General features: G+C 73.5%; 29 protein-coding genes. 15 read left to right on the top strand and 14 right to left on the bottom strand.

Annotated features, from left to right (window positions below; translation table 11 throughout):
- The first annotated feature begins 94 nt into the window (after positions 1–94).
- The gene (locus tag ACFPGP_RS10925; protein WP_378589983.1) at positions 95–859 is read left to right on the top strand and encodes a CPBP family intramembrane glutamic endopeptidase; all 765 of its coding nucleotides are present in this window, start codon (positions 95–97) and stop codon (positions 857–859) included.
- On the opposite strand, the gene ACFPGP_RS10920 is transcribed toward ACFPGP_RS10925, so the two are convergent.
- Positions 856–1,911 carry a LacI family DNA-binding transcriptional regulator gene (locus ACFPGP_RS10920; protein ID WP_378589981.1) on the bottom strand — a complete coding sequence of 352 codons (1,056 nt, stop codon included), beginning with the start codon at positions 1,909–1,911 and terminating at the stop codon, positions 856–858. The two genes, ACFPGP_RS10925 and ACFPGP_RS10920, sit on opposite strands and share 4 nt — an antisense overlap.
- Positions 1,912–1,918: 7 nt before the next feature.
- Complete coding sequence (locus ACFPGP_RS10915; protein ID WP_378589979.1) at positions 1,919–2,116, bottom strand: hypothetical protein; 198 nt, start codon at positions 2,114–2,116, stop codon at positions 1,919–1,921.
- 133 nt (positions 2,117–2,249) lie between these two features.
- On the opposite strand from ACFPGP_RS10915, the gene ACFPGP_RS10910 reads away from it, so the two are divergent.
- Positions 2,250–2,930 carry a response regulator gene (locus ACFPGP_RS10910; protein ID WP_465263260.1) on the top strand — a complete coding sequence of 227 codons (681 nt, stop codon included), beginning with the start codon at positions 2,250–2,252 and terminating at the stop codon, positions 2,928–2,930.
- Positions 2,931–2,998: 68 nt separating this feature from the next.
- On the top strand, positions 2,999–3,373 hold the full coding sequence (locus tag ACFPGP_RS10905; protein ID WP_378589977.1) for a response regulator: 375 nt from the start codon (positions 2,999–3,001) through the stop codon (positions 3,371–3,373).
- Here the strand turns inward: ACFPGP_RS10905 and ACFPGP_RS10900 are convergent.
- Both ACFPGP_RS10900 and ACFPGP_RS10895 read right to left on the bottom strand, forming a co-directional pair.
- On the bottom strand, positions 3,364–5,394 hold the full coding sequence (locus tag ACFPGP_RS10900; RefSeq protein WP_378589976.1) for a hypothetical protein: 2,031 nt from the start codon (positions 5,392–5,394) through the stop codon (positions 3,364–3,366). The genes ACFPGP_RS10905 and ACFPGP_RS10900 overlap by 10 nt on opposite strands.
- On the bottom strand, positions 5,387–6,712 hold the full coding sequence (locus ACFPGP_RS10895; RefSeq protein WP_378589974.1) for a GAF domain-containing sensor histidine kinase: 1,326 nt from the start codon (positions 6,710–6,712) through the stop codon (positions 5,387–5,389). The genes ACFPGP_RS10900 and ACFPGP_RS10895 overlap by 8 nt, the downstream gene beginning before the upstream one ends.
- A 257-nt stretch (positions 6,713–6,969) precedes the next feature.
- Between ACFPGP_RS10895 and ACFPGP_RS10890 the strand changes: the two genes are divergently transcribed.
- Together ACFPGP_RS10890 and ACFPGP_RS10885 are read left to right on the top strand one after the other, a co-directional pair.
- The gene (locus tag ACFPGP_RS10890; protein WP_378590127.1) at positions 6,970–7,698 is read left to right on the top strand and encodes an ABC transporter ATP-binding protein; all 729 of its coding nucleotides are present in this window, start codon (positions 6,970–6,972) and stop codon (positions 7,696–7,698) included.
- Position 7,699: 1 nt separating this feature from the next.
- Positions 7,700–10,246 carry an ABC transporter permease gene (locus ACFPGP_RS10885; RefSeq protein ID WP_378589972.1) on the top strand — a complete coding sequence of 849 codons (2,547 nt, stop codon included), beginning with the start codon at positions 7,700–7,702 and terminating at the stop codon, positions 10,244–10,246.
- 82 nt (positions 10,247–10,328) lie between these two features.
- Here ACFPGP_RS10885 and ACFPGP_RS10880 read toward each other — a convergent pair whose 3' ends face one another.
- Positions 10,329–10,943 carry a class I SAM-dependent methyltransferase gene (locus ACFPGP_RS10880; RefSeq protein WP_378589971.1) on the bottom strand — a complete coding sequence of 205 codons (615 nt, stop codon included), beginning with the start codon at positions 10,941–10,943 and terminating at the stop codon, positions 10,329–10,331.
- Positions 10,944–11,137: 194 nt separating this feature from the next.
- On the opposite strand from ACFPGP_RS10880, the gene ACFPGP_RS10875 reads away from it, so the two are divergent.
- From ACFPGP_RS10875 to ACFPGP_RS10865, 3 genes are all read left to right on the top strand, one after another.
- The gene (locus ACFPGP_RS10875) at positions 11,138–11,431 is read left to right on the top strand and encodes a hypothetical protein (protein ID WP_378589969.1); all 294 of its coding nucleotides are present in this window, start codon (positions 11,138–11,140) and stop codon (positions 11,429–11,431) included.
- 199 nt (positions 11,432–11,630) lie between these two features.
- The gene (locus tag ACFPGP_RS10870) at positions 11,631–11,966 is read left to right on the top strand and encodes an ArsR/SmtB family transcription factor (RefSeq protein ID WP_378589968.1); all 336 of its coding nucleotides are present in this window, start codon (positions 11,631–11,633) and stop codon (positions 11,964–11,966) included.
- Positions 11,963–12,427 (top strand): SRPBCC family protein, encoded by a 465-nt coding sequence (locus tag ACFPGP_RS10865; protein WP_378589966.1) that lies wholly within the window; start codon positions 11,963–11,965, stop codon positions 12,425–12,427. Before ACFPGP_RS10870 ends, ACFPGP_RS10865 begins: the two co-directional genes overlap by 4 nt.
- A gap of 15 nt (positions 12,428–12,442) precedes the next feature.
- On the opposite strand, the gene ACFPGP_RS10860 is transcribed toward ACFPGP_RS10865, so the two are convergent.
- Complete coding sequence (locus tag ACFPGP_RS10860; protein ID WP_378589964.1) at positions 12,443–13,000, bottom strand: histidine phosphatase family protein; 558 nt, start codon at positions 12,998–13,000, stop codon at positions 12,443–12,445.
- 173 nt (positions 13,001–13,173) lie between these two features.
- On the opposite strand from ACFPGP_RS10860, the gene ACFPGP_RS10855 reads away from it, so the two are divergent.
- Complete coding sequence (locus tag ACFPGP_RS10855) at positions 13,174–13,914, top strand: DUF4118 domain-containing protein (protein ID WP_378589962.1); 741 nt, start codon at positions 13,174–13,176, stop codon at positions 13,912–13,914.
- Between the two features lie 113 nt (positions 13,915–14,027).
- Positions 14,028–14,399, top strand: a complete 372-nt coding sequence (locus ACFPGP_RS10850) for a VOC family protein (protein ID WP_378589961.1) — start codon at positions 14,028–14,030, stop codon at positions 14,397–14,399.
- A 121-nt stretch (positions 14,400–14,520) separates the two neighbouring features.
- On the opposite strand, the gene ppk2 is transcribed toward ACFPGP_RS10850, so the two are convergent.
- On the bottom strand, positions 14,521–15,411 hold the full coding sequence (gene ppk2 / locus ACFPGP_RS10845; RefSeq protein ID WP_378589959.1) for a polyphosphate kinase 2: 891 nt from the start codon (positions 15,409–15,411) through the stop codon (positions 14,521–14,523).
- A 129-nt stretch (positions 15,412–15,540) separates the two neighbouring features.
- Here ppk2 and ACFPGP_RS10840 point away from each other — a divergent pair, with 129 nt between their 5' ends.
- The 3 genes from ACFPGP_RS10840 to ACFPGP_RS10830 all read left to right on the top strand — a co-directional run bounded on the left by ACFPGP_RS10840 (position 15,541) and on the right by ACFPGP_RS10830 (position 17,478).
- Complete coding sequence (locus ACFPGP_RS10840; protein ID WP_378589958.1) at positions 15,541–15,753, top strand: three-helix bundle dimerization domain-containing protein; 213 nt, start codon at positions 15,541–15,543, stop codon at positions 15,751–15,753.
- Between the two features lie 144 nt (positions 15,754–15,897).
- Entirely contained in the window at positions 15,898–16,410 is a 513-nt protein-coding gene (locus ACFPGP_RS10835) for a hypothetical protein (RefSeq protein ID WP_378589956.1), read from the top strand.
- Between the two features lie 105 nt (positions 16,411–16,515).
- The gene (locus ACFPGP_RS10830) at positions 16,516–17,478 is read left to right on the top strand and encodes a glycerophosphodiester phosphodiesterase family protein (protein ID WP_378589954.1); all 963 of its coding nucleotides are present in this window, start codon (positions 16,516–16,518) and stop codon (positions 17,476–17,478) included.
- A gap of 16 nt (positions 17,479–17,494) precedes the next feature.
- Here the strand turns inward: ACFPGP_RS10830 and ACFPGP_RS10825 are convergent, their stop codons facing one another.
- Positions 17,495–18,631 carry a sensor histidine kinase gene (locus tag ACFPGP_RS10825; protein WP_378589952.1) on the bottom strand — a complete coding sequence of 379 codons (1,137 nt, stop codon included), beginning with the start codon at positions 18,629–18,631 and terminating at the stop codon, positions 17,495–17,497.
- Positions 18,628–19,341 carry a response regulator transcription factor gene (locus ACFPGP_RS10820; protein ID WP_378589950.1) on the bottom strand — a complete coding sequence of 238 codons (714 nt, stop codon included), beginning with the start codon at positions 19,339–19,341 and terminating at the stop codon, positions 18,628–18,630. The genes ACFPGP_RS10825 and ACFPGP_RS10820 overlap by 4 nt, the downstream gene beginning before the upstream one ends.
- A 158-nt stretch (positions 19,342–19,499) precedes the next feature.
- Here ACFPGP_RS10820 and ACFPGP_RS10815 point away from each other — a divergent pair, with 158 nt between their 5' ends.
- A complete protein-coding gene (locus ACFPGP_RS10815) occupies positions 19,500–19,823 on the top strand; it encodes a hypothetical protein (protein WP_378589949.1) in 324 nt (107 codons plus the stop codon).
- A gap of 15 nt (positions 19,824–19,838) precedes the next feature.
- Here ACFPGP_RS10815 and ACFPGP_RS10810 read toward each other — a convergent pair whose 3' ends face one another.
- Positions 19,839–20,378, bottom strand: a complete 540-nt coding sequence (locus ACFPGP_RS10810) for a dihydrofolate reductase family protein (protein ID WP_378589947.1) — start codon at positions 20,376–20,378, stop codon at positions 19,839–19,841.
- A 92-nt stretch (positions 20,379–20,470) separates the two neighbouring features.
- On the bottom strand, positions 20,471–21,127 hold the full coding sequence (locus ACFPGP_RS10805; RefSeq protein WP_378589946.1) for a DUF4389 domain-containing protein: 657 nt from the start codon (positions 21,125–21,127) through the stop codon (positions 20,471–20,473).
- A 153-nt stretch (positions 21,128–21,280) separates the two neighbouring features.
- On the opposite strand from ACFPGP_RS10805, the gene ACFPGP_RS10800 reads away from it, so the two are divergent.
- Positions 21,281–22,285 carry a PI-PLC domain-containing protein gene (locus ACFPGP_RS10800; protein ID WP_378589945.1) on the top strand — a complete coding sequence of 335 codons (1,005 nt, stop codon included), beginning with the start codon at positions 21,281–21,283 and terminating at the stop codon, positions 22,283–22,285.
- A 27-nt stretch (positions 22,286–22,312) separates the two neighbouring features.
- On the opposite strand, the gene ACFPGP_RS10795 is transcribed toward ACFPGP_RS10800, so the two are convergent.
- From ACFPGP_RS10795 to ACFPGP_RS10785, 3 genes are all read right to left on the bottom strand, one after another.
- Entirely contained in the window at positions 22,313–22,573 is a 261-nt protein-coding gene (locus ACFPGP_RS10795) for a hypothetical protein (protein ID WP_378589944.1), read from the bottom strand.
- Positions 22,570–23,706 carry a DUF3466 family protein gene (locus tag ACFPGP_RS10790; RefSeq protein WP_378589943.1) on the bottom strand — a complete coding sequence of 379 codons (1,137 nt, stop codon included), beginning with the start codon at positions 23,704–23,706 and terminating at the stop codon, positions 22,570–22,572. The genes ACFPGP_RS10795 and ACFPGP_RS10790 overlap by 4 nt, the downstream gene beginning before the upstream one ends.
- A 73-nt stretch (positions 23,707–23,779) precedes the next feature.
- Positions 23,780–24,619, bottom strand: a complete 840-nt coding sequence (locus ACFPGP_RS10785) for a slipin family protein (RefSeq protein WP_378589941.1) — start codon at positions 24,617–24,619, stop codon at positions 23,780–23,782.
- Between the last annotated feature and the right edge of the window lie 6 nt (positions 24,620–24,625).

Below are 24,625 nucleotides of genomic sequence, written 5' to 3'. Positions count from 1 at the left end.
GGACCTGCGTGTCACCGACCGCCCGCTGCCGTACCCTCAGCTGGTTGAAACCTGCCGCAACCGGGGGGTGCGCGGTCGACGACAGGAGCCCCCCGTGAAGGTCCAGCCGCGCCCGCTGATCGGTGTCCTCTGCCTGGTGGTCTACCTCGCCGCGTTCTACGGCGTGTGGATCGTCAACGACATCGACTACGACGCCATCGGCGACTCCGCCGACACGCTGCTGACGTGGTACGTGATGCCCCTGGTCGTGGGGTGCCTCGTCCTGGTGGTCCTGGCCAGCGTCCTGGGGTGGTGGCGTCCGGCGATCGTCGAGACCGCGCGCGTCCCCCGCTGGGCCGCCGTCCCGGGCGTGCTGATGGCGCTGCTGGCCGCGCTCGTCCTGCTCACCAAGGACTTCAGCGACACGACCGGGCAGATGCTCGTCTACCTGGTGCTCGGCAGCATCGGCGTGGGCTTCGGCGAGGAGATGGCCAACCGCGGCCTGCTGCTCACCGGGCTGCGCGGCTCGCTGAGCGAGCCCTGGGTCTGGTTCTGGACGTGCGCGTGCTTCGGCCTGATGCACCTGCCCAACTGGGTCTTCGGCGCCGGACCGGTCGCCACCTACCAGGTGCTGACGGCGTTCCTGGCCGGCAGCACCTTCTACCTCCTGCGGCGCGCGACCGGCAGCCTCGTGTGGGCGATGCTCGTGCACGGCTTCAACGACTTCGCCGCCTTCGCCGGCGACGGCGGCGCGTGGATGGCCCTCGTCACGCCCTTCATCGGGCTGACCTCGCTGGTGATGGTGGTCGTGCTGCTGCGCAGGGAGAAGGGCGTGCACCACGTGCCGCAGGGGGCGACGCCGCTTCCGGCGCCTGCCTAGGGCTGGGCGGGTGCGGGACCGGTGCTGTCGCGGACGACCAGCTCGGTGGGCAGCACCACCCGCTCCTCGCGCAGCGGCTCCCCGGCCATCCGGGCCAGGAGGGCGCGCACGGCGCGGGTGCCCTTCTCGGCGATCGGCTGCCGGACCGTGGTCAGGGGCGGACGCACGGTCACGGCGAGCGCGCTGTCGTCGAAGCCGACGACCGAGAGGTCCTCGGGCACCCGCAGGCCGAGCGACTCCGCGGCGCGGATCGCCTGCGCGGCGTAGGCGTCGGAGAAGCAGAGCAGGCCGGTCGGGCGGTCCGGCCGCTCGAGCAGGGCGAGCGCCGCGTCGTACGCCGCCTCGACGGGGCGGAACGCCGCGACGGCGGCGAGCGGCTCCACGCCGGCGGCGGACAGGGCCCGGCGCCAGCCGCGGTTGCGCTCGGCGGCCGGCGGGTTGGCGAGCGTCTCGACGTCGTCGGGGCCGGCGTCCGCGTGCCCGGTCGGGCGCAGGTTGAGCAGGCCGATCCGCCGGTGCCCGAGGTCGAGGAGGTACTGGGCGGCGGCCTCGGCGCCCGAGGCGTCGTCGACGTTGACGCTGGGTGCGTCGTCCATGACCTCCTGGTCGACGGTGACGAGCGGCAGGCCGCGCTTGCGCAGCCAGTGGACGTCCTCGGAGTCCTTCTGGCAGACGTACACCAGCGCGCCGTCCATCGAGACGTCGCGCGCCGGCACCGCGTCGGCGCCGCTCCCGCTGGTGATCAGCGTCAGGGCGAGGTCGCGGTCGGACAGCTCGTCGGCCACCGCCACCAGGAACTCGGTGGCGACCGGGTCGCGGAAGGCCTCGCTCAGCGAGTCGGTGAGCAGGAGCCCCACGGTGCCGGTGCGGCCCCGGGCCAGGGCGCGGGCCGAGGGGTTGGGCCCGACGTACCCCATCTCGTCGGCCGTGGCCAGGATCCGCTCGCGCAGCTCGGCCGAGAGCTTGTCGGGCCGGGAGAACGCGTTGGACACCGTCATCCGGCTGACGCCCACGCGGTCGGCGATCGACTGCAGGGTCACGGGAGAGCGCACACCCCGATCATGCCCGAGCGGTCCGCGGGGCGGGCTCCACCCAGCCGGCGACACGGTGCAGCCCGCCGGCGAGGACGCCGCGGGTGCGCGCCAGCGACTGCGGCCGCTCGCGGTGGGGGACGACGGGGGCGTCGGGGCGGGCGCTGAGCACGTGCTCGCTGGTGAGCCGGTGCGCGAGGCCGTGGGCGGCGGGGTCGTACTGCATGGTTCTGTCCTCCTCCAGAGGTCGTTGTATACCGGTAAACTAGCAGGGAATGGTTTACCGGTCAACTCTTGATCTGACCGGTCCACCCCGGCGATCCCCGCGCACCGGCGCCGCGGGCCCCTACAGTGACGCCATGGCGCTGAGGGTCGTCTTCGCCGATGACAACTACCTGGTGCGCGCCGGGGTGGCCGGCCTGCTCGACGAGGCTGCCGACATCGAGCTCGTGGAGGCAGTGGCCGATCCGGAGGCGCTGCACCGCGCCGTGGCGGTGCACCGCCCCGACGCGGTGCTCACCGACATCCGGATGCCGCCCACCTTCACCACCGAGGGCATCGACGCCGCCCGGCGGATCCGGGCCGAGCACCCCGGCACGGGTGTGGTGGTGCTCTCGCAGTACGTCGAGGAGGAGTACGCCTTCGACCTGCTCTCCGACGGGGTCGAGGGCCTCGGCTACCTGCTGAAGGAGCGGGTGACCCAGGTCGACGAGCTGGTCCGGGCGCTGCACGACGTCGCCCGCGGCGGGTCCGCGCTCGACCCCAAGGTCGTCGAGGGGCTGCTCGCCCGCAAGAGCACCGAGCGGGGCTCGGCGCTCGACGCGCTCACCGAGCGCGAGCTCGAGGTGCTGCGCGAGCTGGCGACCGGGCGCAGCAACGCCGCCACGGCCAAGGCGCTCTTCATGAGCGAGCGGGCCGTGGAGAAGCACGTCGGGTCGGTCTTCCTCAAGCTCGGGCTCGTCAACGAGGCCGACGTCAACCGCCGGGTCAAGGCCGTCCTCGCCTACCTCGAGGCGACCGGGGGTGCGCCCGCCCCCTGAGGACCGTGCGGCCAGCCCCACTGTCCCGGCGTGCCCGGGCGGGCACGATGGGGCCGAGGAGGTGTCCTGTGGGAGACGTGCGGGTGCTGGTGGTCGACGACCGCGAGCCCTACCGCCGCGCGATGGCGGCGGTCGTGGGGGCGACCGACGGCTTCGTGGTCGTCGGGTCCGCGACCACCGGCGAGGAGTCGCTGGTGGTGGCCGACGAGCTGCGTCCCGACCTCGTGCTCATGGACGTCAACCTCCCCGGCATCGACGGCGTCGAGGCCACCCGCGAGCTCGTCGCCCGCCCGCACGCCCCGGTCGTCGTCCTGCTCTCGACGTACGACGAGGACCAGGTCGACGCTGCCGGGTGCGGCGCCGCGTCGTACGTGCCCAAGGCGGCGTTCGGCCCCGACCGCCTGCGAGCGGCGTGGGCGGAGGCCCAGCCGCCTCACGACTGAGCCGTGACCGCCTGCTCCGGCACCGGCACGGTCAGCTCGAGCAGGTCGTCGCCGAGCCGCAGCGCGCCGTCGACGACGGCGACCCGGTCGGTGACCACCTCGGGGTCCAGGTCGCCGAGCGGACCCCGCACCCGCACGACCAGCGCCGCAGGAGCCGCCTCCAGCTCCAGCGCCACCGGGTCCGGGCCGGCCGCGCGGACGACCTCGGCGCAGCACGACCAGACGGCGCGCTCCACCGGCAGCGGGAAGCGGCGGCCGGCGACCCCGTCGGCGGAGAACGAGCGCACCACCGCCGACCGGGCGACCAGCGAGCGCAGGACCGGCTCGAGGCCGGCGCGCGCGAGCTGCGTGGGGTAGACGCCGCGGGTGAGCTCGCGCAGCGCCTCGAGCGCCTCGTTGGTGCCGTCCACCAGGCGCTCGAGGTCGGCCGGCTCCCCGGCCGCCACCGCCGTCCGGGCCCGGCGGATCTCGGCGCGGAGCGTCTCCATGAACGGCAGCACGTCGCGGGCGATCGCCGCCTCGAGCGACCGGCGGCCGGCGACGTCCGCCGCGACCAGGCGCCGGCGCGAGGCCGCGAGCTGGGCCGTGGTGGAGGCGAGCTCGCTCACGCGGTCGGCGAGCGACCCGGCGAGCGAGGTGTTGCGAAACGCGACGGCGGTCTGGTCGGCGAGCGCCTCGAGCAGCCGCAGGTCCGAGGGCCGCAGGTGGCGGCCGCGGGGGAGTGCCACGGCGATCTCTCCGAGCTGCCGGTCCCCGCTGCGCACGGGGACCACGTGCGCGGTGTCGCCCGGCTCGGCCCACCAGCCCCACGTCCCGGTCACCGGCTCGCTGCCGGGGACCTCGAGGCGGGCCTGCGCACCGCGGCCGGAGACCGCGCGGCTCGCCGCCTCGGCGACGGCCGGGAGCAGCGCGTCGGGGTCGGGTGCCTCCGAGAGGCGCCGGCTGAAGTCGGCGAGGGCCTCGTAGGGCTGCGCCCGCTCGCCGTACGCCGCCCGGTTGGCCAGGCGCACGACGCCACGGCGCAGCGGCTGGAAGGCCAGCGCGACCAGGGCGGTCGCGAGCAGAGACAGCCACAGCCCGCCGGTCCGCCCCTCGACCTGGCGACCCGCGAGCACGACGAGGACGGTGTAGCCGACGGCGGCGAAGCCCGCGCCGGCCGCGACGACGACGGTGCGGCTGATGATCACGTCGAGGTCGTAGAGCCGGTAGCGCAGCACGGCCACCGCGAAGAGGATCGGCATCAGGAAGAAGGCGACCGCGAGCGGCACGCCGGACACCCAGGTCGGCATCCCGTCGCGGAGCGCCTGCCCGACGAAGAGGAACGCGAGCCCCACGGCGGCCAGGGCCGCGGCGAGCGCGATGGGGAGCAGCTGCTGACGCTCCTCGCCGACACTCAGCGCCAGCCGACGCACCATCGAGGCCAGGCCCAGCATCACGCCGACCGTGATCAGCAGGAAGCCGACGCTGAGCATCGCCACACGCACGGCGCCGAAGCGGGCGTCGGCGCCGACCAGGTCGAATTCCGTGGCGTCGACCGTCAGGATCGCGGCGAGGCACAGCAGGGCGCCCGTGGCAGGGACGTACGCGGCCCAGCGCCACCGGGGCGAGAGCAGGTGGCCGTCGGGTGCGACGAGGTACATCAGCGCGATCATCGTGACGACCACCTGGCCGCCGCTCAGCTGGGCCACCCACGCCGAGACGCTGGCCAGGGTCGCCGAGCCGGGGCCGTCGCTCTCCTGGACCCAGTAGGCGTACCCCTCGGTGAGCAGCGAGACCGCGGTGAGGATGCCCACCGCGCTGAGCAACCAGCCGATCGGGTGCCGCTCGTAGCGAGAGACGATGACCGCGCCCATGAGGGTGGAGCCCACGGCCGCGCCGTGCACGAACGGGAAGCCGTGCACCGCGATCGCGACCTCCGACGTCAGCGACACCGCTTGGGCGGCGACCACGACGTCGACCGCGACCAGCAGCGCGGCGAGGACGACGAGCGACCAGGCCAGCCGGGCGAGCACGTCAGCCACCCACCGGGGAGCCGGCCGCGGCGCGGGCGGGGAGGACGGCGCACACGCGGGTCCCGCGACCCGGGGCGGTGTCGAGCTCCCACGTGCCCCCGGCGGCGTCGACGCGGTCGCGCATGTTGGCGAGACCCGTGCCGGGCGCGGCGGCCGTCGGGTCGAACCCCTCACCGTCGTCCTCCACCGTCAGCTGCAGCTCGTCGGGGCCACCGCCCAGCTCGACCCGCACGCGGGCGACGCCGGCGTGCTTGGTGGCGTTCTGGACGGCCTCGAGGCAGCAGAAGTACGCCGCCGCCTCGACCGCGGGCGGGTAGCGGGTCCCGGAGTCGGCCACGACCTCCGCGGCGTCACCGACCGCGGCCCGGATCGCCGCCGCCAGGCCCTGCTCCTCCAGGAGCGGCGGGTAGATGCCGCGGGCGAGCTGCGCCAGCGCGGTCACCGCCCCGGCCGCCGCCTCCTCCTGCTCGTCGAGCAGGGCGACGGCCCGCGCGGGGTCGGAGGACGCCAGGGCCGCGGCGAGCCGCAGGTTGACCGCGAGGGCCACGAGGTGCTGCTGCGCGCCGTCGTGGATGTCGCGCTCCAGGTGGCGGCGCGCCGCGTCCTGGGCGTCGACCAGGCGGACCCGCGACTCCCGCAGCTCCGCCTCGCGGGTCGACAGCTCCGCGAGCCGCTGGTCGAGCGCGCCGCGCAGCTGCGCCCCGCGCAGCACCAGGCCGGCCTGTCCCGCGAGCGTCGCGAAGAGCCGCTGCTCGACCGGTGTCAGGGCGGCTCCGGGGCGCTCGCGCAGCACCAGCAGCCCGAGCTCCTCGCCGCCGTGCAGCACGGGGAGCCGGCGGGTGCCGGGGTCCCAGCCGGGGGTCGCCGCCAGCCGCTGCTCCGCCTCCGGCGGCCAGGTCGCGGTCGGGACCAGCGCACCGCCGACCGACACCCACACCTGAGCCCACTCCGCACCGGTGCCCTCGGCGAGCAGCCGGGCCATCCGCAGCGGGAGGTCCTCCGCGGGCTGGTCGGCGCTGACCACCGCGGAGAACCTCCGCAGCGCGTCGTACGGCGCCGGCCGGCCCTGCTGCACGACCCGCGCGGTGAAGCGCTCGAGACGGCCGAGCACCGGGTCGAAGCCGAGTGCGACGAGGGCCGTCGCGAGCACCGAGAGGCCGAGCGAGGGCGTCCCGGTGTCGTCGGTGACGGCACCCCCGCCGACGACCACGGCGAGGTAGGTCAGCACCACGAAGGCCACGAGCCCGCCGCCGACGACGCCGACCGACAGCCACTCGCGGCGCGAGCGGCGTCGCAGCGTCGGGGTCCACCTCCACCGGGCGTCCATCCGAGAAGTGTGCTCGCTTCGCGGCCCCGACGGGAGGGAGTCAGCACCCTCCGGGGGGGTGGGGCCAGCCCCCCGGTGCCACCCGGTCGGACCGGGCGGCCAGGACCCGCAGGGGTGCGCCCAGCCCGATCGCCGGGGACGGCCCGGTCGAGGTGTGCTCGACATGTGCCGCCCGAGATCCGGACGGTCCACTCCCCAGGAGGACCGAGATGACCACCACTCCCACCACCACCGGCCCCGCCACCACGCCCACCGGCATGACCGTCCCGGCCGCCCACGCCGTCGGCGTCACCAAGCTGTACGGCGTGGGGGAGGCGGCCGTCGCCGCTCTCGACGACGTGGACGTCGCCCTCGAGCGCGGTCGCTTCACCGCCATCATGGGGCCCTCCGGCTCCGGCAAGTCGACCCTGCTGCACGTGCTCGCCGGCCTGGACCGGCCGACGTCCGGCCAGGTGTTCCTCGGGGACACCGAGATCACGTCGCTGCGTGACAAACGCCTGACCGAGCTGCGGCGCGACCGGATCGGCTTCATCTTCCAGTCGTTCAACCTGCTGCCGACGATGACGGCCGCGGAGAACATCGTGCTGCCGCTGCGCATCGCCGGGCGCCGGCCCGACGCCGACTGGGTCGCCTCGATCGTCGACACCGTCGGCCTCGGCGGGCGGCTCGAGCACCGCCCGTCCCAGCTCTCCGGCGGCCAGCAGCAGCGCGTCGCCGCGGCGCGGGCCCTGGCCTCGCGCCCCGAGATCGTCTTCGCCGACGAGCCCACCGGGGCGCTGGACTCGCGGTCGTCCACCGAGCTGCTCCGCTTCCTCCGCACCGCGGTGGACGAGCTCGCCCAGACGGTCGTGATGGTGACCCACGACCCGAAGGCTGCGGCGTACGCGGACCGGGTCCTCTTCCTCGCCGACGGACGCCTCGCCGACGAGCTGCACGCCCCGTCCGCCGAGGACGTCCTCGACCACATGAAGTCCCTGGGAGCCTGAGATGTTGACCGCAACCCTCCGCAGCATGCTGGCGCACAAGCTGCGCCTCGCCCTCACGACGGCGTCGATCGCCCTCGGCGTCGCCCTGCTGTCCGGCACGCTGATCCTCACCCACACGATGGGGATCGCCTTCGACATGCTCTTCGGCAAGATCGGGGCCGGCACCGACGTCGTCGTGCGCACCCACGCGCCGTACGCCCAGACCGAGGGGGTCGGCACCAACCGCGGGCCGATCGCCGAGGACGTCCTCGACCAGGTCCGCGGCGTCGACGGCGTCCGGGTCGCCGAGGGCTCGGTGCAGGGGTACGCCCTGCTCACCGACACCGACGGCCGCGCGATCACCACCAACGGCGGCGCTCCCACCAACGGCTACAGCATGCCGGCCGACGAGGGGCTCCGCGGTGACGTCGAGGTGCTCACCGGGCACGCCCCGACCAACCGCCACGAGGTCGCGATCGACGCCACCAGCGCCGCGGACCACGACATCCCGCTGGGCTCGACGATCAAGGTCCTCTTCCAGGGCCCGACGCGCGAGTTCACAGTCGTGGGGACGGTCGGCTACGGCGACGGCATCACCGACCTCGGCGGCACCACGTCGGCCTACTTCGACACCGCCACCGCCCAGCGGGTGCTCGGCACCCCCGGCGCCTTCGACCACATCGACGCCGCCGCCGAGGACGGCGTGAGCCAGGCCGAGCTCGCCGACCGGATCTCCGCGGTGGTCCCGGACGGCGCCGAGGCGGTGACGGGAGCCGCGGTCGCGAAGGAGAACGCCGACGCCACCAAGAAGAACTTCAGCATCGTCGGGATCCTCTTCGGCATCTTCGCGGGGATCGCGCTCTTCGTGGGCAGCTTCATCATCTGGAACACGTTCACGATGACCGTCTCCCAGCGGCAGCGCGAGATCGCGCTGCTGCGGGCGATCGGGGCCCGGCGCCGCCAGGTGCTCGGCGCCCTGCTGACCGAGGCGCTGGCGCTGGGGCTGCTCGCCTCCGCCATCGGCTTCGGGCTCGGCGTGGGCGTGGCCCGAGGGCTGAAGTGGCTGATGGACACCATCGGCCTCGCGCTGCCCTTCACCTCGCTGCAGGTCGAGCCGTCGCAGCTCGTGATCGCCCTCGCGGTCGGCACCGGCGTGACCGTCGTCGCCGCGCTGGTTCCGGCCCGCCGGGCCACGAAGGTGCTGCCGATCGAGGCGCTGCGCGAGTCGGCCCCCGGTGCCGAGCGGTCCTCGCGGCTGCGCAGCCTGGTCGGCCTCGCCCTGCTGGCTGCTGGCGCGGCCGGCCTGCTGGGCGCGCTCTACGGCGACGGCGGCATGAAGCTGTTCGGGCTCGGGCTGCTCGCCGCGATGCTCGGCGTGGTCGTCGCCCTGCCCGTGGCCGTCCGGCCGCTGGCGGCCGCGATCGCGGCACCGCTGCGGCTGCGCGGGCTCCCGGGCGACCTGGCCCGGCAGAACGCGACGCGCAACCCGCGTCGTACGTCCGCCACCGCTGCGGCCCTGATGATCGGCCTGGCGCTGGTCGTGAGCATGGGGGTGTTCGCCTCGTCGCTCAAGGCGTCGTTCGGCGACGTGCTCTCCGACCGCGTCGACGCCGACCTGTACGTCGTCACCGCGAGCGCGCAGGCGCCGGGCTACAGCCCGTCGGTGCTGGCCGCCGTGGAGGCCGTCGACGGTGTCGACAAGGTGTCGGGCCAGGGCTGGGGGCAGGCCCGCTTCGCCGGGCAGGACTCCAGCTACTCCTCGATCGACCCGGCCACCGCCGACACGGTGCTGAACCTGGCCGTGACGCAGGGGGCGATCGAGGACCTCGGGCCCGACGACGTCATGGTCTCCGCGGCCGCAGCGGAGCAGCACGGCTGGTCGGTCGGTGACACCGTCGCCGCGGAGTTCGCCGAGACCGGCCGGCACCGGCTGCACGTCGCCGCGGTCTACGCGGGCAAGGGCTGGATCAGCGACGACTACGTCGTGAGCAGGGCGGCCCAGGAGGCGATGGCCGGCCCGCAGCTGGTGGCGGGCGCCTTCGTGACGGTCGACCCCGGCGCCGACCGGGACGCGGTCCAGGACAGCATCGCGACCGCGCTGGCCGACCACCCCGACGCCAAGGTGCTCGACCGGGCGGGCTTCGAGGAGGAGACCAGCGGGTTCATCGACCAGCTGCTCACCTTCATGACCGTGATGCTGGCGCTCGCGGTGATGATCGCCCTGCTGGGCATCGTGAACACGCTGGCGCTGTCGGTCTTCGAGCGCACCCGCGAGCTCGGCCTCCTGCGCGCCGTGGGGATGACCCGCGGCCAGGTCCGGGCAATGGTGCGCTGGGAGTCCGCCGTGATCTCGCTGATCGGCGCCGTCAGCGGTGCCGGGCTCGGGATCGGGATCGGGCTGGCGATGTCGCAGGTGCTCAAGGACGAGGGGATCAAGGCGATCTCGGTCCCCGTCGGGCAGATCCTCGTCTACGTCGCGGTCGCGGCGGTGGCCGGCGTGCTGGCCGCCGTCGGGCCGGCGCGGTCGGCGGCGAAGGTCGACGTCCTCCGGGCGGTGGTCACCGACTGACCACGTCGTCCTGACCAGGTCGCCCCGGCCGGCCCGGTGGTTCCTCGGGACCACCGGGCCGGCCGTCTGGCTGCCCGGGCCGTCAGCGGCGGCGCAGGACGACCCAGGTGAAGTGCTGCTCGGCTCCCCACGGGGTGCGGTGGGTCTCGCGCTCGGCGTGCTCGAGGTCGAAGTCGTGGGCGAAGAGCGTCGCGAGGTCGGCGGGCTCGTGCCGCGCGGTCGGGAGTCCGGAGCACTGGGTGGGGCCGTCGGCGGCGAAGGTGCCGAGCACCACCGCACCGCGGGGCGCGACCAGCCGGCCGGCGGTCGCGACGTACGCCGCCTGCCGGGCGGGGTCGGTGAGGAAGTGGAAGACGGCACGGTCGTGCCAGCAGTCGAAGGTGCGGTCGGGGTCCCAGCCGACCACGTCCGCGGCGACGAAGGTGACACCGTCGGCGGCCGGGCCGAGGCGTTCGCGGGTGACGGTGAGCGCGGCGGGGGAGAGGTCGAGGAGCGTCACGTCGGTGCGTCCGGCCTCGAGCAGGCGGTCGACCAGCACCGACGCCCCGGCGCCGACGTCGACGACGGACCCGGGGGCGCCGGCCACGAGGCGGAGCGAGACTTCCGGGTCGCGCTGGAACCAGGACACCTCGTCGACGCCCTTCGAGGAGTACACGTCCTCCCAGTGCGCCTGCCTGCCGTCATCGGATGCCGTCACGGGTCCATCCTGACCGATCGGCGCCGCCGACACGCAGCAGCCGGGTGGAGCCCCGATGTGCAGGGGCGGCGAGCGCTGCCCCCGCCGGGACCCCGGAGGCGACCTCGCGTCGTCTGGGACGTGCGTCGGGGGTGACCTATGGTCAGCAAGCACGGCCCCCGAGAGGGGGGCCGGAACAGAGAAGCGAGACGCAGATGACCACGAAGCCGAACCACTGGACTGCCGGTACCACCACGGAGGACGGCTGGACCGTCGCCCGGGTTCGCCCGTTCTTCGCCGTCCTCAAGAAGCAGGACGAGAAGGACACGACGTGGGCCGTGGAGCTCCTCGACGGGAAGCGCCTGGAGGCCGACTCGTCCGTGGACGCGGGGGAGAAGGGGCGGGCCTACCGGGACGCGCAGAAGGCGCAGGGCGTCACGGTCGAGCGGGACCGGAACCCGGCGAAGGCCAAGAAGAACAAGAACAAGGCGACCGCGAAGCGGGCCTGACCCCCGCCGTACGACGACCGGCCCCTCCACTGCCGGAGGGGCCTTGATCTGCCGCCGAGACGCCCTGAGCGGCCTCTCCGGCGGCCGCAGCACAGAGGTAGGGGCCTCCGGGGGCCCGGCGGGGCCGACCCGCGCTCCAGCGAGCTTCGTCGACGTCCGACCTTGACGCCGCCTATTGGTAAGTCATAACTTACCAAGCGTGGCGACACGCACCGACGCATTCGCGGCGCTGGGGGATCCGACCCGTCGAGCGGTCTTCGAGCTGCTCGCCGAGGGGCCCACCTCCGTCGGCGAGCTGGCTGCCCTGCTGCCGGTCAGCAGGCCGGCGGTGTCCCAGCACCTGCGAGTGCTCAAGGACGCCGGACTGGTGCGCGACCACGCGGTCGGGACCCGCCGGCTCTACCAGCTCGACCCCGACGGCATCGCCGCCGTCCGCGCCTACCTCGACCGGTTCTGGGGTGAGGCCCTCGGCGCCTTCAAGGCGTACGCCGAGCAGGACGTCGACCCCAACCACGAGAGGAAGACCCGGAGATGAGTGTCGAGAGCCTGGAATCGGTCCGCAAGCGGGTGAGCGTGGAGGTGCCGCGTGAGCGCGCCTTCGAGGTGTTCACGCGCCACATGGCCGGGTGGTGGAACCCGGACCACCACATCGGTGCCGAGCCCTACGCCGACCTCGTGCTCGAGCCACGCGAGGGAGGTGCGTGGTACGAGGTCGACGCCGGAGGCAGCCGCTGCGACTGGGGCCGCGTGCTGGTCTGGGAGCCGCCCGGGCGCGTGGTGCTCAACTGGCAGATCAGCGCGCAGTGGGAGTACGACCCCGAGCAGCTCACCGAGCTCGAGCTGCGGTTCACCGCCTTGTCGGAGACCTCCACCTTGGTCGAGCTCGAGCACCGCAAGCTCGAGAACCTCGGCGCCGCGGCGGCCGAGCTCCGCGCGCAGTTCGACGACCCGGCAGGCTGGCAGGGGCTGCTCGACCGTTTCGCCGCGCAGGTCTGAGCCGACGTCTCGTCGTCAGCTGTTCCAGCGCAGCAGCACCGGGCTCTCGCGCTCGTGGCCCAGGACCGAGACGGTCGCGGTGTCGAGCCTGAAGTGCCGGCCGTCGGTGACGGGGAGCTCGAGCCAGCGGGCCGTGAGCGCCCGGAGCGCGTGGGCGTGCCCGAAGGCGAGCGCGTCGCCCTCGACGGTCCGGACCCGGGCGACGACGCGGTCGAGCCGGGCGCGCACCTGCTCGGCGGTCTCGCCTCCGGGGGCGCCGCCGTTCCAGATCGTCCAGCCCGGACGGCGCTCGCGCACGTCGGCGGTGGTCGCGCCCTCGTAGTCGCCGTAGTCCCACTCGATGAGGTCGTCGTCGACCTCGGCGTCGGGGAATCCCGCGAGCTCCGCCGTACGACGCGCGCGCTGTCGCGGACTGGTGAGGACCAGCGCGAACTCCCGCTCCGCGAGCCGGTCCCGCAGCGCGGCCGCGGCCTCCTCGCCCTCGGGCAGCAGCGGCAGGTCGGTCGTCGAGGTGTGGCGACCGTTGCTGCTCCACTCCGTCGCGCCGTGCCGGACCAACCAGAGCTCGCTCACGGCCCCATCCAAGCGCGGCGGTGGTGAGGCCGCCCTCGTCGGTGTGGCGCGGACCGCCGTCAGGATTCCGTCAGGGAACGGTCGCACCGGCTCCGGCAGCGGGACACTGGACTCGGGGTCCGGGAGGACGGGAGCAGGCAGTGGAGCAGACAGGTCCGGGTTTCTGGCACAGAGTGACTCAGGCGCGCTCCGCGGTCCGGGTGGCGGCCGCGCTCGCGCCGCTGGTCACGTGTGCCGTGCTGGCCGGGGTGCGCGACACGGTCACGACTGAGACCGCGGTGCTGGTGCTGGTGCTGTGGGTGGTCGCCGCAGCCGCGACCGGTGACCGCGTGGCGGGGGTGCTCGCGGCGCTGTCGGGCGGGCTGTGGTTCGACTTCTTCCTCACCGAGCCCTACCAGACCTTTGCGATCGACCGCGCCGACGACGTCGAGGCCGCCGTGCTGCTGGTCGTGATCAGCCTCGCGGTCACCGAGGTGGCGCTCTGGGGGCGGCGCCAGCAGGGTGCCGCCTCCCGCCGGTCGGGCTACCTCGACGGCGTGGTCGGCGTCGCCCAGACCGTGGCGGACGGGGACGTTCCGCCGGCCGCCGTGATCGGCGTCGTCGCGCAGCACATCACCGAGGTGCTCCACGCCGACGCGTGCCGCTTCGTCGAGGGAGCGGTGCACGACCCCCGGGTCGCGGTGATCGACCACGACGGCAGCGTGACGCGTGGCGGGCACCACGTGGACGTCGACCGGGTGGGGCTGCCGACCGAGGACTACGCCGCGGTGCCGGTCCACCGCAGGAACCGCGTGGTCGGCCACTTCCTGGTCACCGCCTCGACCCGGGTCAGCCACCCCACCCTCGAGCAGCGGCGGGTGGCCGTCCTGCTGGCCGACCAGGTCGTGGGCGTGCTGCCTGACCCGCCGGGGTGACGGTGGACGCCGCTCCACGATCGGCTCGACCTGCGGACAGGAGCTGACCTGAATCCCTCCTACCGTCGGAGGCACGAGGTCCTGATGGGGGACCGCTTGCGGTGGAGGACGACATGGACTTCAGGATCGAGCTGGTGCCGCTGGCCGTCACGGACGTCGACCGGTCGGTCGCGTTCTACGGCGACGGCCTGGGCTGGAGCGTCGACCACGACCGGGTGGTCTCCTCGGAGCTGCGGTTCGTCCAGGTGACGCCGCCCGGCTCCGCGTGCTCGATCTGCTTCGGGACCGGGCTCGACATGATGACCGACGGCTCCTCGCAGTTCATCCAGGTCGTCGTCGACGACGCCGACGCGGCCCTCGCCCACCTGCGCGACCGGGGGATCGACTGCGACGGCATCGACGAGCAGCCGTGGGGCAGGTTCGTGCGGTTCGAGGACCCCGACGGCAACCGGTGGGCCCTGCAGCAGATCGTGCGGGCCGGCTGACCGCCGAGGTGGGAGAAATGGTCACCCGAGGTGGGAGAAATGGTCACCCGAGGTGGGAGAAAAGGTCACGGTGAATCGCCATTTCTCCCACCTGACGTCGCCATTTCTCCCACCTCGGCGGTCAGTCGCCGACGGCGTCGATGCCGCGCTGGACGATGAGGGGGTCGGGCGCGCCGACGATGTCGGCGTCCTTGCCCTCGTACTCGAACCGGGACAGGAAGGCGCGCATCGCGTTGATCCGCGCGCGCTTCTTGTCGTTGCTCTTCACCATGGTCCACGGCGCCCACTCGGTGTCGGTACGCCGGATCATGGCCTCCTTGGCCGCGGTGTAGTCCTCCCACTTGTCGAGCGACTCGAGGTCGATGGGGGAGAGCTTCCACTGCCGGACCGGGTCCACCTGGCGGATGATGAACCGGGTGCGCTGCTCGCCCTGCGTCACGGAGAACCACAGCTTGGTCAGCGACATGCCGCTGTCGACGATCATCCGCTCGAAGAGCGGGGTCTGGCCCATGAACTGCTCGTACTCCGGCTGCGAGGCAAAGCCCATGACGCGCTCCACGCCGGCGCGGTTGTACCAGGACCGGTCGAACAGGACCATCTCGCCCGCGGTGGGGAGGTACTGCACGTAGCGCTGGTAGTACCACTGGTTCTGCTCGCGGTCGCTGGGCTTGGTCAGCGCGACGGTGCGGGCGTAGCGGGGGTTGAGGTGCTCCATGAACCGCTTGATGGTGCCGCCCTTGCCGGCTGCGTCGCGCCCCTCGAAGAGCAGCACGTGCTTGGTGCGCGTCTCGTTCGCCCAGTTCTGGAACTTCAGCAGCTCGATCTGCAGCAGGTACTTCTGCTCCTCGTACTCCTCGCGCGGCATCCGCTCCTCGTAGGGGTAGTTCTCCCGCCAGGTGTCCACGGCCTTCCCGTCGGCGTCGAGCAGGATGGGGTCGTCGTCGTGGTCCTCACCGATCGTGTGCCCCTCGATCTGGAGCCGGTCGATGTACTCGCGGACGTTGTGCAGCATGGCGTCACGGTACGCAGCGGCGCTCGGCGGCGACGTCCCCTGCGGCGGGGGATTGGCCGGCGCGACCACCGGCGGAACGGGTCCAAGGTCCCTTGCCGACCCTCGCTCCTGCCCGTTTGAGTGGGAGGCATGGAGCCCGCTGACCGACAGGCGAGGGACGGCATCGCCCGACGACTGCGCGACAGGTTCCCCGACCTGGCCTCCGACGTCCTCGAGCGCCACCTGGAGGACGCCTACCGGCACTACGACGACGCCCAGGTGCGCCACTTCCTGCCGATCCTCATCGAGCGCGAGGTCGTCGATCGCGTCCGCGGCAGCGCGGACTCGGCTCCCGCCCTCTGACGGGAGCGATGACGGGCGGCTGACCCGGGGGCGGGCCCCGCTGCGCTGCTCGGACTCCGCAGCGAGGTGGCCGCCTACCCGATCTGGGTGAACCCGCGACCCGCGTACCACGTCGCCCCGTCCCGGCGCGGCGAGGATGTCGCGATGGGGACCGTCTCGCTGGCCGCACGGGCCGCAGCCTCGGTTCTCGCTGCCGCCGTCGTGGTGGCGGGACTCGTCGTCCTCGTCGTCGACGACCCGGGGGCGAGCGTCGTGGTACGTCGCGCCGTGTGCACCGTCGTCGACGAGGAGCGCACCGCCGAGCTGGAGGCGCAGCTGACGGCGGTGCTGGCCGGCTACGACCCTGACCTGTCCCGCGTCGGCAGCTGCCGCAACGGCGCGGACGTCGCCGTGGAGGCGACCCTCCGCTCGTCGACGACCGCCGCAGCCGCAGGCACCCTGCCGCGACCTCGCCCCTGGCGTCACGAGGTCGAGGACGCCTTCGTGGCGCACGGCTGGGTCGACGACGGCGCGCTGCGCTCCGCCGACGGTCGCTACCAGCTCCAGGTCTGGGTGACCTCGGAGGACACGTCCTGGGGCGGGGGGCCGTCACCGTCGCTCTCCCTCACCGTCACGATCTTCCTCACCGGCCGCACCCACTTCGGCGCGCCGGACTGAGGCCCGGGGGCCCACGGCGGGGCGACGCCTGACTGCCGCGGGACGATCACCTGGCCGTCACCTCGCGGTCGGGGCGGCGCCACCTCCGCTCGCGAGGCTCGGGCCATGAGCCTCGTGCTGATGCCCGTGGAGCGCCCGCTCGTGATCGGCCACCGGGGTGCTCCCGGGTACCGGCCGGAGCACACCCTCGCGTCGTACCGCCAGGCACTGCGCCTCGGTGCCGACCGCATCGAGCTCGACGTGGTCCTCACCCGTGACGGAGTGCTGGTGGCGCGGCACGAGGACGACCTGCGCCTGACCACCGACATCCGACGCCACCCGCACCTCGCGGACCGGCGGCTTGCCGGCGAGCTGACCCTGGCCGAGGTGAAGGCCCTGCGGGCGCTGGAGCGGATGCCGCACCTGCGGCCGGACAACGCCCGCTACGACGGGTGGTACGACGTGCCCACGCTCGACGAGGTGCTCGAGCTCGCCGCGGACGAGTCGCGCCGGGGCGGCCGGCCGGTCGGGGTGCACGTCGAGGTCAAGGAGCCCCACCGGGTCGCCGCGTACGACGTGATCGACGTCCTGCTCGCCACGCTCGACCGGCACGGCCTCGACCACGCGCTCTCGCCCGTCGTGGTGCAGTCGTTCGACCCCGGCCTGCTGCGCGACCTGGCCCGGCGCACCGAGGTCCCGCTGGTGCAGCTGGTCGGCGTCGAGCAGCGTCGGGGACCGCTGCTCACGCCCACCGGGCTCGCCGGGGTCGCGTCGTACGCCGTGGCGGTGGGCGTGCACCACGAGCTGGTGCTCCCGCGGGACAGCCGCGGGGTGGGCACCTGCCCGACCGGCCTGGTCGTCGACGCGCACGACGCGGGCCTCGCGGTGCACGTCTGGACGCTGCGCGACGAGAACCACTTCCTGCCGACCGACCACCGCCGCGGCACCGACCCCGCCGCCCTCGGCGACGGTCGCAGCGCGGCGCGTGACCTGCTCGCGTGCGGCGTGGACGCCCTCGTCGCCGACGCGCCGGACACCGCGGCCGAGGCGGTCTCCGCCTGGTGGGACGGCCAGCCGGCGGCCGGCTGATCCGTCGCCCGGGCCCTCAGCGAGGGGCAGCGGGGAGGGTCAGCCGCATCACCGTGCCGTGGCCGGGGCCGACGGCCATCTCCAGGCCACCGCCCATGGCCGACGCCAGTGCGTGGGAGACGACCAGTCCGATCCCGAAGCCCTCGACGTCCTGCCCCCGGCCCCAGCCGGGGTCCTCGCGCCGGAACGGCTGGAAGACGGGGGGCCGGAACTGGTCCGGGACACCGGGACCGTCGAGACGCCCGACGTCGATGCGTGCCTCACCGTCGGTCCGCTCCGCGCTCACCGACACCCGGCCGCCCGGCGGCCCGTGCTGGACCGCGTCGGTGAGCAGGTGCACGAGCACCTGCCGCAGGCGCCGCCGGTCCGCCACGATGGTGGTGCCTGCTGTCCGGTCGCAGATCTCGACCTGTCGGCGCGCGGGACCCTCCGCCAGGAGTCGCGTCGCCTCGGCCACGACGTCGCCCACGACGACCTGCTCGGGAGCGAGGGGGAGTGCGTCCGCCTCGACCAGGCTGATGTCGACGACGTCCTCCAGCACGGACAGGACGTCCTGGGCGGCGTGGTCGATGCGTCGCAACGCCTCGTGCCGGTGGGGTTCGTCGAGGTCGAGCGAGCCGAGCAGCTCGGCGAACCCGGTGATCGCCTGGACCGGCGTGCGCAGCTCGACGGCCACCGCCGCCAGGAACTCGGTCTTGGCCCGGCCGTGACGCTCGGCGGCCTCCCGGGCCAGCTCGGCCTCGCGCTGGGCCAGCTGGTGCGCCACGAGGTCACCGACCAGGCGGGCGTGCTCGACGGCGGCGCCGGCCAGCTCGGCGTACCGGTCGGCGAGGTCGCGCTCCCGGGCCGACGGCCGGCGCAGGTCGGCGGGGTGGACCACGAAGGTGCCGACGACCTCGCCGTCGCCGCCCCGGACGGGCCGCGACCAGCCGGACTCCTCGACAACGGTGGACGGCGGGTCCGTGACGGCCGCGACGGCGTCCGGGAGGCCACTGGCGGGTTCCACCAGCACCGCGCAGCGGACGTCGCCCAGCTGTTCCTCGAGGGCGCAGGCGATCTCGGCCAGCGTCTCGTCCAGGGGAGCGGCGCGGCAGAACATCTCGAGCACCCTCTGCTGGTGCCGGAGGAGGCGTTCGAGGTCGGCCGTCGTCATTGCGGCGGCGCCAGGAGGTAGCCGACCCCGCGCACGGTCTTGATGACCGGCAGGTCGTCACCGTCGCCCAGCTTGTTCCTGAGCCGGTGGACGTGCTCGGTCACGGTCGCATCGCCCTGCCACTCCGTGCGGGAGTTCCACACCCGGTCGAGCAGCTGCTCGCGGCTGAAGACCTGGCGGGGGTGCTGGAGCAGGAAGAGCAGGAGGTCGTACTCCCGGGCGGTCAGCGCGACGTCGTGGTCGTGGACGGTCACCGTCCGGCTGCCGAGGTCGGCGGCCAGGGCGCCGACGGTGAGGCGGACGTTGCGCTCGGGCGGCGCCGTACGCCGCAGCACCGACCTCACCCGGGCGGCCAGCTCCCCCGGGGAGAACGGCTTGACCAGGTAGTCGTCGGCGCCCAGGTCGAGGCCCACGATCCGGTCGGTCTCGCCGCCGCGCCCTGACAGCACGATGACGGGGCGGTCCGCGTGGTCGCCACTGCGCAGCTGGCGCAGGACGTCGAGCCCGCCGAGGCCCGGCAGCGTGAGGTCGAGGACCATCAGGTCGGGGGCGTGGGTGTCGATGACCTGGAGCGCGGTCGGCCCGTCGGAGGCCTCGCACACCGCGTAGCCGGCGGCCTCGAGCTGCCAGCGCACGACCACCCGGGTGTTCTCGTCGTCGTCGACCACGAGCACGAGGGGTACGGTCCCGGTCGCCTCCACTGCTGACACACCGCCGTGCTACCACCCCGACCCGGCGGGGCAGCAGGGTCGAAAGGCCCGGGAACCAGCGTTGATGGTCCGTTGATGTTCCGTTGGTACGCGGATGAGGCCGCACCCCCACCATCGGGGCCGTGAACAGATCACCGCGCCCAGCGGCAGGTGCCGGGGTGACCGGTCCACAGGTGCTCCCGGGGCCCTCACGGGGGAGGGTCTCGGGAGCAGGGTCGGGTGCCGACCTGGTGAAGCGCTGGGAGCAGCAGCTGCGTGACGGCATGGGTCTCGACGACGCCGAGATCGTGGTCCTGCGCGCGGCGCTGGCCGACTTCTGCGACGAGCACGGGGTGACGCCGCTCGAGCTCTGCGAGCGGTGGGCCGAGTTCCCGGAGCTGACGGCTCCCCGCAACCCGTACGGCGGCGACCGCCCGCGCCTGGTCGTGGAGAGCTTCCTGGTGACCAGCGGCGTGAACCTGTTCGGCGCGGCCACCTCGTAGGCGCCGGGCGATCGCCTAACGCCGGACCGCGTAGTCGACGAGCAGGGCTCCCGACGGCGAGGTCGTCGAGCGCAGCAGCTCGAGCCGGGTGAGATCGACGTCCTCGAAGAGGCGTCGGCCCCTCCCCGCCACGGTCGGCGCGACCACCAGCCGCAGCTCGTCGACCAGGCCCGCCCGGAGCAGGGAGCGCGCGAGGTCGATGCTGCCGTGGACGCCGATGTCGCGGCCGTCCTCGCGCTTCAGCTCCTCGACCGACGCGCCCAGCGACGTGCCGTCGAGGGCCGTCGCGTTCGTCCACGGGGTGGTGAGCGGCGTCGAGGTGACGACGTGCTTGGGCACCGCGTTGATGAAGTCGGCGAACGGCTGCATGTCGGACGTCGGCCAGTAGGCGGCCCACTCGTCGTACATGCGCCTGCCCAGCAGCACGGTGTCCTGCTCCTCGATCACCTCGCGCAGGTGGTCGTGCATGACCTCGTCGAAGTCGAAGAGGAACGAGTCCGGCGACTCCGCGACCCCGTCCAGCGAGACCAGCTCGTAGGCAACCACCCTGCGCATCCACACCACCCCCCGTGTCGTCCGACCATGTCGACGTGACCGACTCCCGCCCCCCGGGCGGATTCATCGGCGGAGCAGCGCGGACGGCCGGCTCAGTCGAGCGAGAACGGCGGGTAGCGGTCGGTGACCAGCAGCCACGCGTAGGCCTGGACGCGCAGCCACCACCGCCCGACGCCGACGACGAAGTCGAAGAGGCCCTGCGGGTAGCGCCCGGTGAACAGGATCGCGAACCAGGCGAGGACGACCGCGAAGAAGGCGCCGATGGTCAGGAAGAACAGGACGATCACGTGAGGGACCACCAGCAGCCACTTCACCAGGGGCAGCCAGCGGTTCAGGTCACGTTCGGCGTCCGGGTAGTCGAGATCGAGGTGCACCTGCTGCTCCTCGACCGTCGAGGGGTACTCGTCGGTGAGCAGCACGAGGAAGGCGCAGATCCGGGCCGCGAACCGCGCGAGCTCGAGTGCGAAGTCGAACCACCACCGCGGGTAGCGCTGGCGGAACAGGATCATCAGGAGCGTCGCCGTGAACAGGCCGGTGACGATGCCGCCGCTCGTCGTCTGCACCACGTCGCCGCCCTGCTCGTAGACCGTCCGCGTCGCGCCGGCGGTGAGTGCGCCGTACACGACGGCGACGGGGATGACCAGGAAGACCCGGAAGAAGGTCTTCAGCCGGTCGTGCTCCGCGGTGTAGTCGACGGCGAGACGCGCGGGGTAGGCCGTCGGTGCCGGTGGGGTGCTCGGGGTGGACATGGGGGACCTCCAGTCGTCAGGTTCCTGCGTCCGACTCTTCTCCCGGGCGTCGCCGCCGCCGAGAGGCAGAGGTCCCGCGCGCCACGTGAGGCTCGCGACACGGGCGCCGACCGGCCGTTGCCCAGCCGCTGTCCGGACGACATCCTTGGGCGCGTGACGCGCGCGCGGCTGGTGCTCCTGCTGGTGGGGTCGGTGCTCGCCGGGTGCGGAGGCGGGTCGGGGGCCGACGGATCGGCCTGCAACGGGTACGTCGAGCTCTGCGACCGGGCCTACGACGAGGTGGTCTTCCCGGCGACCCACAACTCCATGTCCGCGGCGAGCGAGCTCGGCTGGTTCGCGCCCGAGCAGCCCGACGGGATCATCGCCCAGCTCGACGCCGGTGTCCGGGTGCTGCTGATCGACAGCTGGTACGGCCAGCCCACCGACCGGCGCGGCATCGTCGCCACGGCCGACACCCTCCGCGCCGAGTCGTCGGCCCAGGCCCGGGCGGAGTTCGGCGACCGTCCCGTCGACGCAGCGCTCCGGCTGCGGCGTGCGGTGGGGCTGGCGCCGCACGGCGAGGTGGCGCCGTACCTCTGCCACGCCATGTGCGAGCTCGGCTCGACGCTCTGGCTCGACAGCCTGCGCGACACGCGGCAGTGGCTCGACGAGCACCCCCGCGAGGTCGTCACCCTGTTCGTGCAGGACGAGGTCACACCGGCCGACACCGCCCGTGTGATCGAGGAGGCGGGCCTGCTGCCGTACGTCTGGACGCCCCCTGCCGACGGCTCGTGGCCCACGCTGGGGGAGATGGTCGACGCGGGCACCCGGCTGGTCGTCCTGATGGAGCACCACGGGGGAGGCGCGCGCTGGCCGTGGCTGATCCAGGGCTTCGACGTCGTCCAGGACACGCCCTTCCTCTTCGAGAGCCCCGGGGACTTCACCTGCGAACCCAACCGCGGGCGCCGGGGCGCGCCGCTGTTCCTCGTCAACCACTGGATCGACGACTGGAAGCACGTGCCGCAGAACTCCGAGGTGGTCAACGCCCGCGACGTGCTGCTGCCGAGGCTCGAGCAGTGCGAGGAGGAGCGGGGGCAGCTGCCCAACTTCGTGGCCGTCGACTACTACGACCGCGGCGATCTCTTCGCGGTGGTCGACGAACTAAACGGCGTCGGCTGACCGACGCCGCGGCCGGGCGGGGGAGCCTCAGCCGTCGTCGATCCAGTTGTCCACGACCGCGACGACCTGTGTCCACCGGGGACCGTCGATGCGGTCGACGACGTCCATGACGACGACCCTGCTGCCCCCGGGCAGCGTGAGCTCGTCGCCCTGCCCGACCGGTGTGTCGGTGTCGACCCTGCCGAGGATCCTGCGCTCCTCCGACGGCCCTGAGCGGCCGTCGATCGCGATGATCGTGACCACGATCTGGGGATGTCCCGCCGACCGGGCGTCCAAACGCCCGGTCAAGACCAGTTCTCGGCGGGCGTCAGCAGGAAGGCGTGGGCGTGGTCGCCGATGCTGGCCACCCCGACGACCTGGCCGTGGTCGTTGATCTCGTGCGCCTCGCGCAGCACGTAACCGGCCTCCACCGCCCACGCCGGCATCAGGTCGTTCAGGTCGATTGCCTGCCCGTCCCGCCACAGCACGGCGCGGGCGCTGAAGTCGGCGACGTTGGAGCAGCCGGCGGTGACCCCGGCGTCGTTGACTCCGTAGGCGTACGTCGCGTCACCGCCCGGCAGCGGTGGGAGCAGGTGCATCCGGCCGTCCCACAGCCACCCGCGGTCGCCGCGGCGGGGGTCGGCCTGGCCGACGACGACACCGGAGCGGTTGACGTCCTCGGCGACCGAGCCGGTGGCGCCCGGCACCACGGGCAGCTCGAGCCAGGTGCCCGTGCTGCCGTGCGGGCGGTCGGGCGTCCAGACGGCGGCCACGGCGTACCCGTCGCGGTCCGCCACGGCCCCGACGACCAGGCCGCGCTCGTTGACCGCCGTCGCCGAGGTGGCGAACCGACCTGCCGGGCGGCCGAGGTCGACGACCTCGAAGGCCTGACCGGCGCCGCGGGGCGGCTGCCACAGGACGGCGTGGTCGCGGCCGTTCGCCCGGCGTGCCTCGCCGACGACCTGTCCGCGGTCGTTGACGTCCGCGGCGCTGCTCAGCCGGCCGCCGAGGCCGGGGAGCGCCCGCAGGGTCCCGTCGTACACGAAGGCGGTGCTGCCGCCCGTGGGAGGCAGCGACACCCCGACCGTCACGCCGGAGGCGTTGACGGCGGTGGCCGCGCTCAGATCCCTCCGGTGGAGGGCGCCGAGGTCGACGATGGTGCCGGTGGTGGCGCCGGGTCGCACGGGCTCCCAGCGGAACGCGTGGAAGCCGAAGATCCAGCTGCCGGGCGAGGTGTCGGCCAGGCCGGCGGCGTACCCCGACGAGCCGAGCGCGTGGCCGCGGCTGTCGAGCCCGCCGAGGACACCGAGGTCGGTGAAGACGTACGCGGGCGCGGGCGGGGTCGCCGCCGTGGTCGGCACCGACGCCGGAGCCGCCCCCACCACGAGGAGCGGCGCCGCGGCCACGAGGCCGCAGGTGAGTCGCAGCAACGTCCGCTTCATCGCACGCCTTCTCCACCTCCATCTGACTCCGGGCGCAGCACCCTGTCCAGAGGCGGAGGTCACGCAGCTCGGATCAGACGCCGCTGGCCCGGGCGAGTGGCGTCGCCTGGTGCGGCTCCGGAGCGCTCGCGGCCTCGGCTGCCTCGGACTCACGACGCAGGAAGATGCCGAGGTCGGAGACGGTGCTCATCAGCGGCGCCGGGAAGACCACGGTCGTGTTCTTGTCCACGCCGATCTCGATCAGGCTCTGCAGGTTGCGCAGCTGCAGCGCCAGGGGGTGGGCCATCATCACGTCGGACGCCTCGCCCAGCTCCGCCGCGGCCGCGTGCTCACCCTCGGCGGCGATGATCTTGGCCCGCTTCTCGCGCTCGGCCTCGGCCTGGCGGGCCATCGCCCGCTTCATGGTGTCGGGGAGCTGGATGTCCTTGAGCTCGACCAGGGTCACGAGCAGGCCCCACTCGGTCGTCGTCCGGTCGAGGATCTCGCGGATGTTGGCGTTGATCCTGTCGGTCTCCGACAGCGTCTGGTCGAGGGTGTGCTGACCGACCACGTTGCGCAGCGTGGTCTGCGCGATCTGGTTGATCGCGGCGTCGACGTCCTCGATCGCGACCACCGAACGCACGGCGTCGACCACGTGGAAGTACGCGACGCCGGCGACGTCGATGCTCACGTTGTCGCGGGTGATGATGCCCTGCGACTGGATCGGCATCGTCACGGTGCGCAGCGAGACCCGGCGCATCACGTCGACCACGGGGATGATGATCCGGAGCCCCGGCTCGCGCACACCGTGCAGCCGGCCGAGACGGAAGACGACGCCCTTCTCGTACTGCTTGACGACCCGGATCGAGAGAGCCAGGAGGCCGAGCACCACGAGGGCGATCACGACGACGATGACGATCTCGGTCGTGGACATGGTGAC

It is taken from the genome of Nocardioides taihuensis, from assembly GCF_042657275.1.
GTDB classification, from domain to species: Bacteria; Actinomycetota; Actinomycetes; order Propionibacteriales; family Nocardioidaceae; genus Nocardioides; species Nocardioides taihuensis.
Note: the sequence above shows the minus strand (reverse complement) of the source record. Positions and strands in the feature narration are given on the sequence as shown.